The 14,562-nt window shown below is 72.2% G+C and carries 14 protein-coding genes; 6 read left to right on the top strand and 8 right to left on the bottom strand.

Translation table 11 applies throughout. From position 1 onward, the window contains the following. The first annotated feature begins 87 nt into the window (after nt 1-87). From efeO to ACWD5D_RS05625, 4 genes are read left to right on the top strand one after another with little or no spacing between them, the layout of a single operon-like run. The gene (efeO, locus tag ACWD5D_RS05640; RefSeq protein ID WP_451371495.1) at nt 88-1,227 is read left to right on the top strand and encodes an iron uptake system protein EfeO; all 1,140 of its coding nucleotides are present in this window, start codon (nt 88-90) and stop codon (nt 1,225-1,227) included. Between the two features lie 31 nt (nt 1,228-1,258). Next, the gene (gene efeB / locus ACWD5D_RS05635; RefSeq protein ID WP_451371494.1) at nt 1,259-2,521 is read left to right on the top strand and encodes an iron uptake transporter deferrochelatase/peroxidase subunit; all 1,263 of its coding nucleotides are present in this window, start codon (nt 1,259-1,261) and stop codon (nt 2,519-2,521) included. Nucleotides 2,522-2,524: 3 nt separating this feature from the next. Continuing rightward, nucleotides 2,525-3,391, top strand: coding sequence for an iron uptake transporter permease EfeU (gene efeU / locus ACWD5D_RS05630; protein WP_451371493.1), 867 nt, complete (start codon nt 2,525-2,527; stop codon nt 3,389-3,391). Continuing rightward, nucleotides 3,357-4,349 (top strand): hypothetical protein, encoded by a 993-nt coding sequence (locus ACWD5D_RS05625; RefSeq protein ID WP_451371492.1) that lies wholly within the window; start codon nt 3,357-3,359, stop codon nt 4,347-4,349. The genes efeU and ACWD5D_RS05625 overlap by 35 nt, the downstream gene beginning before the upstream one ends. A gap of 230 nt (nt 4,350-4,579) precedes the next feature. On the opposite strand, the gene ACWD5D_RS05620 is transcribed toward ACWD5D_RS05625, so the two are convergent. From ACWD5D_RS05620 to ACWD5D_RS05600, 5 genes are all read right to left on the bottom strand, one after another. Further along, nucleotides 4,580-5,317, bottom strand: coding sequence for a bifunctional DNA primase/polymerase (locus ACWD5D_RS05620; RefSeq protein ID WP_451371491.1), 738 nt, complete (start codon nt 5,315-5,317; stop codon nt 4,580-4,582). Nucleotides 5,318-5,378: 61 nt separating this feature from the next. After that, complete coding sequence (locus tag ACWD5D_RS05615; protein ID WP_451371490.1) at nt 5,379-6,008, bottom strand: TetR/AcrR family transcriptional regulator; 630 nt, start codon at nt 6,006-6,008, stop codon at nt 5,379-5,381. 26 nt (nt 6,009-6,034) lie between these two features. Beyond that, a complete protein-coding gene (locus tag ACWD5D_RS05610; RefSeq protein ID WP_451371489.1) occupies nt 6,035-7,030 on the bottom strand; it encodes a small ribosomal subunit Rsm22 family protein in 996 nt (331 codons plus the stop codon). 237 nt (nt 7,031-7,267) lie between these two features. After that, the gene (locus ACWD5D_RS05605) at nt 7,268-8,443 is read right to left on the bottom strand and encodes a serine hydrolase domain-containing protein (protein WP_451371488.1); all 1,176 of its coding nucleotides are present in this window, start codon (nt 8,441-8,443) and stop codon (nt 7,268-7,270) included. Beyond that, nucleotides 8,395-9,720 (bottom strand): multidrug effflux MFS transporter, encoded by a 1,326-nt coding sequence (locus ACWD5D_RS05600; RefSeq protein WP_451371487.1) that lies wholly within the window; start codon nt 9,718-9,720, stop codon nt 8,395-8,397. The genes ACWD5D_RS05605 and ACWD5D_RS05600 overlap by 49 nt, the downstream gene beginning before the upstream one ends. A 164-nt stretch (nt 9,721-9,884) precedes the next feature. Between ACWD5D_RS05600 and ACWD5D_RS05595 the strand changes: the two genes are divergently transcribed. Next, a complete protein-coding gene (locus ACWD5D_RS05595; RefSeq protein WP_451371486.1) occupies nt 9,885-10,643 on the top strand; it encodes an SDR family oxidoreductase in 759 nt (252 codons plus the stop codon). Nucleotides 10,644-10,890: 247 nt separating this feature from the next. Here ACWD5D_RS05595 and ACWD5D_RS05590 read toward each other — a convergent pair whose 3' ends face one another. The 3 genes from ACWD5D_RS05590 to ACWD5D_RS05580 form a co-directional block, all read right to left on the bottom strand. Beyond that, the gene (locus ACWD5D_RS05590) at nt 10,891-12,114 is read right to left on the bottom strand and encodes a D-alanyl-D-alanine carboxypeptidase family protein (protein ID WP_451371485.1); all 1,224 of its coding nucleotides are present in this window, start codon (nt 12,112-12,114) and stop codon (nt 10,891-10,893) included. Between the two features lie 171 nt (nt 12,115-12,285). Then, nucleotides 12,286-13,317 (bottom strand): aldo/keto reductase, encoded by a 1,032-nt coding sequence (locus ACWD5D_RS05585; protein WP_451371484.1) that lies wholly within the window; start codon nt 13,315-13,317, stop codon nt 12,286-12,288. 58 nt (nt 13,318-13,375) lie between these two features. Continuing rightward, nucleotides 13,376-13,702: a nuclear transport factor 2 family protein gene (locus tag ACWD5D_RS05580; RefSeq protein ID WP_451371483.1), complete on the bottom strand. Its 327-nt coding sequence runs from the start codon at nt 13,700-13,702 to the stop codon at nt 13,376-13,378. Nucleotides 13,703-13,864: 162 nt separating this feature from the next. Between ACWD5D_RS05580 and ACWD5D_RS05575 the strand changes: the two genes are divergently transcribed. Continuing rightward, nucleotides 13,865-14,410 carry a DoxX family membrane protein gene (locus tag ACWD5D_RS05575; RefSeq protein WP_451371482.1) on the top strand — a complete coding sequence of 182 codons (546 nt, stop codon included), beginning with the start codon at nt 13,865-13,867 and terminating at the stop codon, nt 14,408-14,410. Nucleotides 14,411-14,562 lie beyond the last annotated feature (152 nt).

The raw sequence follows: 14,562 nt of genomic DNA, 5'->3' as shown, positions 1-14,562 counted from the left end.
AGGTGAACCGCGGCCCCGGGGGTACAGCTAAGGCAAGCCTCAGGTAAGTTAGGCCAGCCTCACCACACCAGATCCGCTGGAGTCTGCATGCGAGCCGTCCGACTGACCGTCACCGCCGCCACCGCCGTGGCCGCCCTGACCGCCCTCTCGGCCTGCACCGCGAAGAGCGACGCGAAGAACGACGATCGCGTCATCGGCGTGACCGCCACCGACGACAAGTGCCAGCTCTCCAAGCAGGAGATCTCCGCCGGCCACGTCGAGCTGTCCATCGAGAACAAGGGATCCAAGATCACCGAGGTCTACGTCCTCTTCCCGGACGACCGGATCGTCACCGAGCGCGAGAACATCGGCCCTGGCACCAAGCAGAAGGTCACCGCCGAGGTGAAGTCCGGCGAGTACGTGGTCGCCTGCAAGCCCGGTATGAAGGGCAAGGGCATCCGTCAGAGCCTCAAGGTCACCGGCTCCGGCACGACGGCCAAGCGGGACCCGAAGCTCGACAAGGCGGTCGCCGACTACCGCGAGTACGCGCAGCAGCAGGCCGACGCCACGCTGCCCCTCGTCGAGACCTTCGTGAAGGCGATCAAGGACGGCGACCTGGAGGCCGCGAAGAAGGCGTACGCGCCCTCCCGCCTCGGCTGGGAGCGCACCGAGCCGGTCGCCGAGTCCTTCGGTGACATCGACCCGAAGGTCGACGTCCGCGAGGACGGCCTGGAGGCCGGCCAGAAGTGGACCGGCTGGCACCGCCTGGAGAAGGCGCTCTGGCACGACAAGAAGACCGGCGCCACGGAGAAGGCCCTCGCCGACCAGCTGGTGACGGACCTGAAGGACTGGCAGGCGCGGGTCGGCAAGGCCGAGATCACCCCGACCTCCATGGCCAACGGCGCCAAGGAGCTGCTGGACGAGGTCGCCACCGGAAAGGTCACCGGTGAGGAGGACCGCTACGCGCACACCGACCTGGTCGACTTCAAGGGCAACGTCGAGGGCGCCCAGAAGGCGTACGAGCTGCTGAAGCCGGTCGCCCAGAAGAACGACAAGGCGCTGACCACCGAGCTGGACAAGCAGTTCACCGCGCTGGACACGCTGCTCGACAAGTACCGCACGGACAAGAACTCCTACGAGTTCGTCTCCTACGACAAGGTCACCAAGGACCAGCGCAAGGAGCTGTCGGACGCGGTGAACGCGCTGGCCGAGCCGCTGTCCAAGCTGGCCGCCGCGGTCGCGAAGTAGCACGTGGCGAAGTAGGACAGGGAGCAGGACGATGACCGACACCCAGGAGAGCCGGGGCGGCAGCCCGTCGCGCCGGGCGCTGATCGGCTGGGGAGGCGCCGGGCTCGCGCTCGGTGCCGCCGCGGCGGGCGGCGCGGTCGCGATGGCCAGGACCGGCGACGACGCGACCCCGGTGGCCGCGGAGACCGGCAACGCGGTGGAGTTCCACGGCACCCACCAGGCGGGCATAGCCACCCCGGTCCAGGACCGGCTGCACTTCGCCGCGTTCGACGTGAAGACCGACGACCGCGACGAGTTCGTGCGGATGCTCAAGGACTGGACGGACGCGGCCCGGCGGATGACCGCCGGCAAGGCGGTCGGCGAGGGTGCGTTCGGCGGGCTGGCCGAGGCGCCGCCGGACGACACCGGCGAGGCCGTGGGCCTCAAGCCGTCCCGGCTGACGCTGACGATCGGCTTCGGGCCCTCGCTCTTCGACCGGTTCGGTCTGTCCGGCAAGCGGCCCGAGGCCCTCGTCGACCTGCCCAAGTTCCCCGGCGACAACCTCGACCGGACGCGCACCGGCGGCGACCTGTGCATCCAGGCCTGCGCCGACGACCCCCAGGTCGCCGTGCACGCCATACGCAACCTCGCCCGCATCGGCTTCGGCAAGGTCGTCATCCGCTGGTCGCAACTCGGCTTCGGCAAGACGTCGTCCACGACCCCGGAGGCGCAGACCCCGCGCAACCTGATGGGCTTCAAGGACGGCACCCGCAACATCGCGGGCACCGAGCCGGACCGGCTGAAGAAGTTCGTGTGGGTGGACGAGAAGGACGGTTCCGGTTCCGACTGGATGGCTGGCGGCTCGTACCTGGTCGCCCGTCGCATCCGGATGCACATCGAGACCTGGGACCGCACCTCGCTGCAGGAGCAGGAGGACGTCTTCGGCCGGGACAAGGGCGAAGGCGCCCCGGTCGGCAAGGCCAAGGAGCGTGACGAACCGTTCCTGAAGGCGATGAAGCCGGACGCGCACGTGCGGCTCGCGCACCCGGACTCCAACCACGGTGGGACGATCCTGCGCCGCGGCTACTCCTTCACCGACGGCACCGACGGCCTGGGCCGCCTGGAGGCGGGCCTGTTCTTCCTCGCCTACCAGCGGGACGTGCGCAAGGGCTTCATCCAGATCCAGCGCAACCTGGCCACCGACGCACTCAACGAGTACATCCAGCACGTGGGTTCGGCTGTCTTCGCCGTTCCGCCCGGCGTCCGGGACAAGGACGACTGGTGGGGCCGCACGCTGTTCGCCAAGGAGGCGTAACCCTTGTTCTCCAACTACCTGATCGGCCTGCGCGAGGGTCTGGAGGCGTCGCTCGTCGTCTGCATCCTGATCGCCTACCTGGTCAAGACCGGCCGCAAGGACGCCCTGAGGCCGATCTGGATCGGCATCGCCATCGCCATCGCCATCGCCTTCGGCTTCGGCTTCGCGCTCGAGTTCGGGTCGCAGGAGCTGACGTTCAAGGCGCAGGAGGCGCTCGGCGGCTCGCTGTCGATCCTCGCCGTCGGCCTGGTGACCTGGATGGTGTTCTGGATGCGGCGCACCGCCCGGCACCTGAAGTCGGAGCTGCACGGCAAGTTGGACGCCGCCCTCGCCATGGGCACGGGCGCGCTGGTCGCCACCGCGTTCCTGGCCGTGGGCCGGGAGGGCCTGGAGACCGCGCTGTTCGTGTGGGCCTCGGTGCACGCGGCCAGCGACGGCACCCCGCGCCCGCTGATCGGCGTGGCCCTCGGTCTCGCCACCGCGGTACTCCTGGGCTGGCTGTTCTACCGGGGCGCCCTGAAGATCAACCTGGCCAAGTTCTTCACCTGGACCGGCGGCCTGCTGGTCGTGGTCGCGGCGGGCGTGCTGGCGTACGGCGTCCACGACCTGCAGGAGGCCGGCTGGGTTCCGGGCCTCTCCGACCTGGCCTTCGACATCAGCGGCACGATCCCGCCGGACAGCTGGTACGGCACGCTCCTCAAGGGTGTCCTCAACTTCCAGCCGGACCCGACCGTCATCCAGGTCACGGTGTGGCTGCTGTATCTGGTCCCGACTCTCGCGATCTTCCTCGCCCCGGTAGGGTTCGCCTCCGGGAAGGGGAAGGTGAAGGCACCTCATGACCAGGGAACGCAGCCGTCGAAGGCTTCGTAGGCGGGACCGGAACTCACTCATAGCGGCTTCACTGGCCGCTCTGTCGCTGACAGCGAGCGGCTGCGTGGTGGTGCACGGGGAGCGCGAGATGCTCCCCGCCACCACCCGCGCCGAGGCGGCGAAGGCGCTCCGGCAGTTCACGGACGCCTACAACAAGGCCGACAAGGCCTACGACAGTTCCCTGGACGCGGACTACGTCACCGGTGCCCTCTCGGACATCGACTCCGCCCGGCTGAAGGCGGGGCACGCCAACAGCCCGGCGGGCAACGCGAACCACACGCCGCTGGAGCTGACGGACGCGAAGTTCACCATCCCGAAGAAGGCCGGCTGGCCCCGCTGGTTCGTCGCGGACGCCAAGGGCAACAAGGGCGGCACGGCCCGCTGGCTGCTGGTGTTCACCCGCGGCGCCCTCGGCCGGCCGTGGCAGGTGGCGTACCTGACGCTCGTCGCGCCCGGCGACGTACCGAAGTTCAAGAAGGACAAGGACGGCTGGGCCGAGGCGGTGCCCGCCGACGCCACGGGACAGGCGATCCCGCCGGGCGAGTTGAGCAAGGGCTACACGAGTTACCTGAAGAGCGGTGGGAAGACGTTCGCGGACGGCAGCTACACCAGTGCCTGGCGCGCTGACCGCGCGAAGCAGGCGCGGAAGCCGGGCCTGGTCCGGCAGTACATCGACGAGCCGCTGAACCGCGACGACTACGCGCCGCTCGCGCTGCGCACGGCGGACGGCGGGGCGCTGGTGTTCTTCGCCTCGCACCACTTCGAGAAGCGGACCGGCGCCCCGGGCACCTCCGTGCAGATCCCGAACAAGGACGTGCAGGCCCTGACCAAGGGCGAGGTGAAGCAGTCGCTGACGCTGGAGTTCATCTCCAACGAGGTCGCCCTGGACCCGGCCGGCAGCGGTCCGGTGTCGGTCGTCGGGCGGGTGCTGGGGCTGACGGCGGCGCAGGGCGAGTAGAGGCGCCTCTCAAGGGGCGCGGGGCTGTATCGACATGCGGCTCCGCCGCGATGGGGGTCCCCCCGCGATGGGGGTCCCCCCGCGATGGGGGTCCCCCCGCGATGGGGGTCCCCCCGCGATGGGGGTCCCCCCGCTCGAGCGAAGTCGAGAGTGGGGGGAGAAGTCGAGAGTGGGGGAGCGACCAGCCACGACGGACCCGCGGATGACGCACCGGATTTCCAGCGGAGCGCTCAGTGCCGCAGTGGCCAGGCGGCACCCTGATGATCGGTGCCCGCGTGACGCGCACACGCGTCCGTGAGCACCTCCAGCAGGCTCAGCGGGTCGGGCAGCGGATGCTCGGGGCCGCGTACCCAGCGCACCTGCCGCTCGTCGTCGCCGGGCAGCCGAGCGGGCGGTACGAGGACGTAGGAGCCCCGGCAGTGCCAGCGCAGGCCGGGGTGCTCGTCCATGGTCTCGGGGTGGCAGTCCAGCTCGCACGGCCACCACTCGTCCTCGTCCTCGGGGGTGCCCCGGGTGAGGGTGAAGAACAGTATGCGGCCGTCGTCGCTCTCCGCTACCGGGCCCACCTCGACGCCCGCGCCGAGCAGCCGCTCCAGCGCCTCCCGGCCCGCCTCCAGGGGCACGTCCAGGACGTCGTGGGTCATGCCGGTGGCGGTGATGAAGTTGGCCTGCGGCTGATGCCGGGCCCAGCGCTCGATCTGGGCGCGGTCGGTGGTGGACTGGGTCTGCCACGCGAACGACAGCGGGTGCCGGCCCGGGGTGGGACAGCCGACGCGGACGCAGGAGCACCGGTAGCCGTCGGCGGGGTGCGCGGCGGGCGCGAGCGGCAGTCCCGCCGCGGCGGCGGCGAGCAGCAGGTCCTCACGGCCGCCGCCCTCGGTGGCGCCCGTCTCCTTCGGCCGGCGTCCGCGCAGCCACTGGGAGAGTCTGCCCCGCCGGCCGGACCTGCCGCCGAACGTCGCGCTCATCAATCGCCTCGCCTCGCTGGTCGCCGCTGGTGTGCGGACAGCATGCCTTATCGTCCCATCTTCATGTGCTTCGGGGTGTCTGGGGTCCGATTCCGTGCAGGGCGTAGTCGACCAGGGTGTCCGTGTAGTCGTACGTGATCGGTCCGGTCCGTTGCAGCCAGCGCTGCGCGAGCGGCGAGACGAACAGTTCCAGGGCGATCCGGGGATCGACGTCGGCCCGTACGGCCCCGGCGTCCTGGGCGGAGCGCAGCCGGTCGACGTACAGCTGGAGCTGGGGTTCGAGGAGCTTGCTCACGAACTCGCGGCCGACCGGCTCGTTGACGACGCCCTCGGCGGCCAGCGCCCGGGAGGGCACCTCGAAACGCGGGTCGACGAGCTGGTCCACCGTGATCCGCAGCACGGCCTTGAGGTCGGCGGCCAGGTCGCCGGTGTCCGGGATGACGTACGGCTCCTGCCCGGCTTCCTCCGCCGCCTGCCTGGACAGGTCGAGGAACGCCTCCAGCAGGACGGCCGCCTTGGAGGGCCACCAGCGGTAGATCGTCTGCTTGCCGACCCCGGCGCGGGCGGCGATCCCCTCGACCGTGGTCTTCGGGTACCCGACCTCACCGACCAGGTCGAGGGCGGCGGCGTAGATCGCCCGGCGGGACTTCTCGCTGCGGCGGGTGGCGTCGGGGGCCGGCTTCTTCACCATGGGGTGACGCTAACAAGCCACGCCGGCTACGCCGTCGCGTCCCGCGGCGGCCACGGGTCCCCCCAGTCGGCGTCCCGGGCCGCCCTGTACAGATCGCCGTGACGCTTGGTGACCGTCGTGCGGCGCAGCTGTTCGTCCGCCTCGCACAGGTCGAGGAGCACCTGCCCCTTGCGGATCTGCGGGCGCCGGACCACCCGGGCGGGGGCCGGGTCGGCGGGCAGCCGGGTGGCGGCGACGTAGCTGAACTTCTCGTCCTCGTAGGCGAGGGAGCCGCCCTTGACCTGCCGGTGCAGGGAGGAGCGGCTGACCCGGGCGGCGAAGTGACACCAGTCGGTGCCGGGCACGATGGGGCAGGCGGCGCTGTGCGGGCAGGGTGCGGCGATACGGAACCCGGCGCGGATCAGCCGGTCGCGGGCCTCGATGATCCGCTCGTAGCCGGCCGGGGTGCCCGCCTCCACGATCACGACGGCCCGCGCGGCGGCGGCAGCGGCGTCGACGAGCGCGGCGCGGTCGGCCTCGGCGAGTTCGTTGAGGACGTACGACACCGTGACCAGGTCGGTGTCCTCCAGGGTGAGCGCGCCGCCGATCCGGGCGCGCTGCCAGCGGGCACCTGCGAGGGCCGGGTTGGCGGCGGCGATCTCCCTGCCGAGGGCGAGCGCCGGCTCGGCCCAGTCCAGCACGGTGACGCCGCGCTCGCCCGGCCAGGTGGCGGTGACGGCCCAGGTGGCGGCGCCGGTCCCGCCGCCGACGTCGGTGTGGCTGCCGGGCGTCCAGTCGGGCACGGCCGCCGCGAACGCCGCCAGCGCGGCGCGGACCGCTTCGAAGGTCGCCGGCATCCGGTAGGCGGCGTAGGCGGCGACGTCGGCTCGGTCGCGGAGGATCGGGGCGTGGGTGGGGGTGTCGCCCCGGTAGTTCGCGATCAGCCGTTCGACGGCTCCGGCGGCCTGCCGGGGCGGAAGACCGTCGAGCACTCCGGCGAGGGTGGCACGCAGGGTCTCGGCTGGGGAGGAAGGGGCGTTCACCGGGTGATTCTCTCAGGTGCCCGGAAGGGCGGCGGCCACCCGGCGGAGCGGGCGAGGGGCAGGGGGCACAGCCCCTCCCAGGGCTGGACGCTCAGCAGGGGTCACAGCACCTCCCGGGGCCGGACACTCGGCAGGGGGCACCATCCGGGCCGGGCTCCGGGCAAGGCCGCACCCCCCAGGCTCCCGAGCCGCAGCCGCCCCTGGCCCCCGAGCCGCGGCCCCCGCCCCGTCCCCGGCTCACGCGCCGCGCACCGCCCTTGCCAGGTGGGTCGCGAGTGCCGCCCTGGGGGTGCTGTCCGGTGGCCGACGGCGGGGGTGGACCGTGTTGGCCAGCAGCACCAGGAACGTGTCCGTCGCCGGGGCCAGGACCAGCGAGGTGCCGGTGAAGCCGGTGTGGCCCGCCGCTCCCCTGCCCGCGAGTTCGCCCATGAACCAGGGCTGGTCCATGGCGAAGCCCAGCGCGGGCGGGGTCAGCAGGAGTTCGACGAAGTCGGGGCCGAGTATGCGCGCGGGGCCGTAGGAGCCGCCCGCGAGCAGGGTGCGGCAGAAGACGGCGAGGTCGCGGGCGGTGGAGAAGAGGCCCGCGTGGCCGGCGACGCCGCCGAGCGCGAAGGCGTTCTCGTCGTGGACCACGCCCCGCAGCATCCCCCGGTCCGCCTTGGCCCACGGCCGCCGCTGGTCCTCGGTGGCCGCCGCGCCGGGGCAGGGTCCGAAGGCGGTGGCGGTCATCCCGAGGGGGCGGGTGATGCCTTCCTCGACGAGGACGTCGAGGGTGCGGCCGCTGATCCGCTCCAGCACCAGCTGGAGCAGGATCATGTTCAGGTCGGAGTACAGGTAGGCGCCGGGTTCACCGGTGGGTGCCTCGGCGCGCAGCAGGGCGAGGCGGGCGGAGTCGTCCGGGCAGTCGTACAGCGGGAGTTCGGGGCGCAGTCCGGAGGTGTGGGTGAGCAACTGCCGTACGGTGACGCCGTTGCCGGCGGCGCCGGTGAACTCGGGCAGGTAGGCGCCGACCGGGGCGTCGATGCCGAGGGTGCCGCGCTCGATCTGCTGCACAGCGGCGACGGACGTGAAGAGCTTGGTGAGCGAGGCCAGGTCGAAGCAGGTGTCGACGGTGGCCGGGACCCGGGCGGCGGGCGGCAGTTCGACGCCGGAGTCGGTCTCGGGGTCGTAGGCGGCGTACCGCACCGCGAAGCCCGAGGCCTCGGCGACGGCGATCACGGGTCCGCGTCCGGCCACGACGACGGCGCCGGCCGCCCAGGGGCGTGCTCCGGCGGTGAGGGCGTGCACCTCGCCGACGAGGTGCGCGAGTTCCGTGGGGTCGAGCCCGGCCCGTTCCGGGGTGTCGACGCGCAGTCTCGGTGCGCTCAGTTGCCGTCTCCCTCCGACCCCGCGCTTGCCTTCCAGGGACGGCACATTCCCACGAAGCAGGCCGCCGCGACCAGTGCTCCCGCCAGTTGGACCACGGCCATGGGCACGGCGGTGTGCTCTCCGGCGATGCCGACGAGCGGGGAGGCGACCGCGCCGACGAGGAAGGAGGAGGTGCCGAGCAGCGCGGACGCGGAGCCGGCGGCGTGCCGGGTGCGCAGCAGGGCGAGGGACTGGGCGTTGGGCAGGGTGAGGCCCATCGCGGACATCAGCACGAACAGCGCGGCGGCGACCGGGGCCAGGCCGACCTCGCCGAAGACGCCCGTGGTCAACAGCAGCAGGGCGGTGGCGGCGAGCACGATCAGGGCGAGGCCGGTGGCGAGCACCTTGTCCAGGCTGACCCGGCCCACCAGCACCTTGCCGTTGATCTGCCCGGCGATCAGCAGTCCGACGGAGTTGAGTCCGAACAGCAGGCTGAAGGTCTGCGGGGAGGCGCCGTAGATCTCCTGGATGACGAAGGGCGAGGCGGATATGTAGGCGAACAGCGCGGCGAAGGTGAAGCCGCCGACGAGCATGTAGCCGGTGAAGGGCAGGTCGGCGAGGAGCCCGCGCATCGTGCGCAGCGCCTCCCCCGTCCCGCCGCGGGTGGGGGTCCCCCCGCTCGAGCGAAACCGAGAGTGGGGGAGGTCGGCGGGTGGCAGGGTCTCGGGCAGCCGCAGCCGGACCAGTGCGGCGAGTACGGCCCCGACCACGGTGAGGACGACGAACACGCCCCGCCAGTCGGTCACCCGGAGGATCTGCCCGCCGATCAGCGGGGCCAGGATCGGGGCGACCCCGGAGATCAGCATCAGGGTGGAGAAGAAGCGGACCATGGCGACGCCGTCGTACAGATCGCGTACGACGGCCCGGGCTATGACGATCCCGGCCGAGCCCGCGAGGCCCTGCGCCAGCCGGAAGGCGACGAGCGTCTCGACGTTCGGCGCGAGCGCGCACAGGGCGGTGGCGACGATGTACACGAGGAGGCCGGCCAGCAGCGGGCGGCGGCGGCCCCAGCGGTCGCTCATCGGGCCGATGACCAGCTGCCCGAGCGCCATGCCGGCCAGGCACGTGGTGAGGGTGAGCTGGACGGTGGCGGCGGGGGCGTGCAGGGAGCGGGTGACCTCCGGCAGGGCCGGGAGGTACATGTCCATCGCCAGCGGGGGTGTGGCGGTGAGGCCGCCGAGGACGAGGGTGACGAGGAGGCCGGTACGGGGGGTGATGGACGTGGTGGACGTGGTGGACCTGTGCAGCGTTTCCGGTATCGGTGCCGCCGCGCGCTCGGACATGCGTCCGCCCCTCCCTCTGTAGAACAACCGGCCCTGTGTGGAACGGCCCGGTCCATGCTCTCAGCTCGTACACAGTGCCGGGGCACACGTCGATCAACTACAGGGGGACCGTATGGCGGACAGTTGATTCCGCATGGCGGACTCGCCGCCTACGCTGCGGAACCATGACTGACAGGCAATCGAAGATCGCGGTGGTGACGGGAGCCGGTTCCGGCATCGGGCGGGCCGTCGCCGCGGAGCTGCTGCGGGCCGGCTGGTCGGTGGCCCTGGCCGGCCGGCGCACCCGGACGCTGGAGGAGACGGCGGCGCTGGTGCCCGAGGCGCCCTCGCTCGCCGTGCGGGCCGACGTGTCCCGGCCCGAGGACGTGGAGGCACTGTTCGCGGCGACCGTCGAGCGGTTCGGGCGGGTGGACCTGCTGTTCAACAACGCGGGGACGTTCGGCCCGGGTGGAGTCCCCGTCGAGGACCTGCCCTACGACGCCTGGCGGCATGTGGTGGACACCAACCTCAACGGGGCGTTCCTGTGCGCGCAGGCGGCGTACCGGTGCATGAAGGAGCAGGACCCGCGGGGCGGCCGGATCATCAACAACGGTTCGATCTCGGCGCACACGCCCCGTCCGCACTCGGTCGCCTACACCGCGACCAAGCACGCGCTGACCGGTCTGACCAAGTCGCTGTCCCTGGACGGGCGTCCGTACGACATCGCCGTCGGTCAGATCGACATCGGCAACGCGGCCACCGACATGACGGCCCGGATGCAGACCGGGGCGCTCCAGGCGGGCGGGGAGGTCGCCCCGGAACCGGTGATGGACGTGGCCGACGTGGCGCGCACGGTGCGGCACATGGCCGAGCTGCCGCTGGCGGCGAACGTGCAGTTCGCGACGGTGCTGGCGACGGCGATGCCGTACATCGGGCGAGGCTGAGGCGCCACGGCCGCCGACGCGCCAATCTTCACAAGTGGAGTTTCAGTTTCCGCAGCATGACGGCAGATCGGGCACATATGCTCAACTTACCTCCACAAGAGCTTCACACTTGGAGCACGGAGGTTCCGCGGCCATACCGAGGGGGGAAGGCGGCGGTCGTTCCACCGGGCCGGAATTGGGGGTGGACCCCGCGCGGGACGCGGGGTACGCACCGGTGGGTGGAGCGGCCGCCGCACAGACGGCACGCTCAGCGCCGATGCCTGCCGCCGGACTGGGCGACCACCTTCTCCTCGGGCGCCTCCCGCCCCGGCTTCACCGCCGTCGCGGCCCGCGCCCGGCGACGCCGCAGCAGCGTCCACGTGCCCGCACCGAGCAGCGCCGCCGTCCCCGCGGCACCCTCCACCAGCCGCCACGGCGAGGGGCCGCCGTGTCCCGCGCCCGTTGCTCCGGCCGCGGCGTGAGCGGCCTTCCGCACCGTTCCCGAGTTCGCGTCCACCGGTGCCCCGCCCTCGCTGAGCGGTTCGACCAGGGTGCCGACCGGCTGGGCCGAACGCCCTTGCCCGAAGCCCCAGTCGAGCAGCGCGGCACTCTGCTCGTACACCGCGTTGCTGCCCATGGTGGGGTGCATCACGGTGACCAGCAGGGTCCGTCCGCCCCGGGTGGCGGCTCCGGTGAAGGTGTTGCCGGCGTGGCTGGTGTAGCCGTTCTTCACACCGATCAGACCGGAATACGTGCTCAGCCCCCATGCTCCCGTGAGCAGGCGGTCGGTGTTCTGGATCTGGAAGGTCTTCTTGCCCCCCGCCGGGAAGTCGGCGGTCCGCGTGCCGCAGTAGCCGCGGAAGTCGGGGTTCTTGAGGCCGTGCCGGGCGAACAGCGTGAGGTCGTACGCCGAGGAGAGCTGGCCCGGGTGGTCGAAGCCGTCGGGGCTGACCACACGGGTGTCCAGGGCCTGCAGGTCCTCGGCCCTGGCCTGCATCTCGGCGACCGTCCTCGCGACGCCGCCGTTCATGTGGGCGAGCACGTGGACCGCGTCGTTCCCCGAGCGCAGGAACACGCCCTGCCACAGCTGCTCGACGGTGTAGGTGATGCCCGGCTTGATGCCGACGAGGCTGGAGCCGAACGGAATGTCCGCCAGGTCGGCGTCGGTGACCTTGTGCCGCTGGTGCCGGTCGAACTTCTCCAGCACGGTGTCCGCGAACAGCATCTTCAGCGTGGACGCGGGCGGGAGGCGCCGGTGCGCGTTGAACGAGGCGAGCACCTCCCCGCTCTCACCGTCGGCCAGGACCCACGCCTGGGCGGTGAGCTTCCCGGGCAGTCCGCCGGCACCCCGCACCTGGGTCCCGCCCCGGGCCAGCCGCTCGCCGCCGATGACGGTGGTCTCGGAGGCGGCGGCGCCGGTCGCGGACAAGGGGAGGGCGGCGGCCGTCAACCCGAGGACGGCACGTCGGCTGAGCTGGGAACATTCGCGCACCAGGGGACCGTACACCGCCCGCTGTGACGAAAATGTGACCGAGAACTCCCCTTTCCCGGCCCTGGCGCATCCTTTACCCGGCGGACCTCGAAGATTCATCCGCGGCGTGAGACCGGGGTCACATCGACGCATGGGGCCGGGGTCGCATGGGCGCATGGGGCCGGGGTCGCATCACCGCCCCAGCACCCGCTCCACCTCGGCCAGCTGCTCCGGCGTGAGCGGCCCCTTGGCGATCGCGCCGGCGTTCTGCTCGGCCTGGGCGACCGACCGGAACCCGGGGATGGGCACGGTGCGCGGGCTGCGGGCCCACAGCCAGGCCAGGGCGCCCTGGGCGAGGGTGCGTCCGTCGCCGGTGAGGATCTCGCGCAGCGCCTCGACCCGCCCCAGCCACTGCGGATCGACGCCGGAGCCGTCGCCGCCGAAGCCCTGGAGCCAGACCGGAGGACGGCTGCGGATGTCCCCGGCCTCCACGGGAGCCGACCGCTTCCCGCCCAGCACCCCCATGGCGAGCGGGCTCCGGTTGATGCTCGCGAGGTCCAGCCGCTCACACAGTTCGACGAGGCGCGGCGCGTCCTGGAGGACGTTGAGCGCGTGCTGCACGGCCGCGCAGTGGGGGCCTTCGGCGAAGACGGCGGCACGGTCGGGGTCGTCGGTGCTCCAGGCATACGCCCGGATGAGCCCCTCGCTCACCAACTCCTCGCACAGATCTCGGAGTTCGGCGGCGCGCTCCGGCTCGGCGTCGGAGATGTGGAGCTGATACAGGTCGACGTACTCGGTGCCGAGGCGGCGCAGGGACGCGGTGAGGGCGCGGCGGGCGTACTCCGGGGTGTCGTCGGTACCCGTGAGGGTGCGGGTACCGGCGTCGAAGACATTGCCCCACTTGGTGGCGAGGACAACCTGGTCCCGGCGGCCGTGCAACGCTCGGCCGAGGATCTCCTCGCTGTGCCCGGTGCCGTAGACGTCGGCGGTGTCGAAGAAGGTCACGCCCAGTTCGAGCGCCCGCCGGATCGCCCGCACGGACTCCTCGTCGTCGACCTTCCCCCACCCGAGCGGCTGTCCGTCGGCGGCCTGGAACTCGCCGCCGATGGCCCAGCAGCCGAACCCGAGGGCACTCACGTCGATCCCGCTGCGCCCCAGTGTCCTGGTGGTGGCACCGGTGGAGGTCGTGGTGGCGGCGGCCTTTGTGGTGTCGGTGGTCTCCATGCCGCAGGACACTAGGAGTTGAAGTGCACGCGAGGACAAGGCCCGTGACCGGGCGGGGTCACGCCTCTCCGGTCTCGAACCGGGAGATCCGTCCGTCGTCCGCGACCGTGAAGTCCCACTTGGTGCGCATCTCGCCCCAGGTGTCGTTGCGGTAGCGGGCGACCAGGGAACGGCCGCCGTTGGACTCCTTGTCGACCTCCATGTGGCCGTGCGAGGAGAAGATCTCCTCGTCGATCCAGTCGGCGAGCTCGCGGTCGGCACCGTCGTCGGCCATGGTCGCGCCGGGCGCGAGGATCGACATGAAGCCGTCGCGGTCGTGGGAGTTGACGGCGGTCACGAAGGCGCGGACGGCCGGGTCACTGAGTTTGGCTGGCTGAATGGGCATGGCGTCAGGCTCACACCGCTCCCCCGCCCCCGCCACCCGAACGCCGTCCAGGACGGGCCCGGCCGGGCGCAGGGTGCGACGGTGGACCCGCGGCGGAACACCGCCCGCCCGCCGAGGAGCCTGTCTCACCTGCCCATGTCCACCTGTTGCCGGGGAGCCACCGTGACCTGTTACGACCGACGAGATCTGGGCCTGCTGCTGCTCCGGCTGGGGACGGGCGGGGTACTGGCCGCGCACGGCACGCAGAAGCTGTTCGGCTGGTTCGGCGGGCACGGCTTGGAGGGCACCGGCCAGTTCATGGAGTCCGTCGGCTATGTGCCCGGCAAGCAGAGCGCGACGGCGGCGGGCCTCGCGGAGGCGGGCGGCGGCACACTGCTGGCGCTGGGCCTCGCGACGCCGACGGCGGGCGCCGCGGCGGTCGGCGCGATGGCCGGCGCGACCGCGGTCCACCTCCCCAACGGCTTCTTCGCCCAATCGGGTGGCTACGAGTACGCGGCCACCCTCGGCCTCGCCGCCGCCGGACTCGCCGTCGCCGGCCCCGGCCGCCTCTCCCTGGACCACGCCTTCGGTCACGTCTTCGACCGTGGCTGGATGGTTCCGGTGGCGCTGGGAGTGACGGCCGCGGCGACGGCGCTGGTGGTGGGCGCACGGAACCGGCGGGTGCGGCAACGGACGGAGGGCGAGCAGGAGGCGCTCTTCGAGGACTGAGCGCCCCGCCGGACATCCGGTGCGTCCGGTGCGTCATCCACGGGTCCGTCGTGGCCCTGTGCCCCGGTCGACGGCGGCCCGTGGCGCCGGCGGGCTGGCGGGCTGGCGGACCTGCAGCACCTGGGCACCCGGGCACCTGGGCACCTGGGCAC

The organism is Streptomyces sp. NPDC002520 (assembly GCF_053595235.1).
This window is presented reverse-complemented; position numbering and strand designations above follow the sequence as displayed.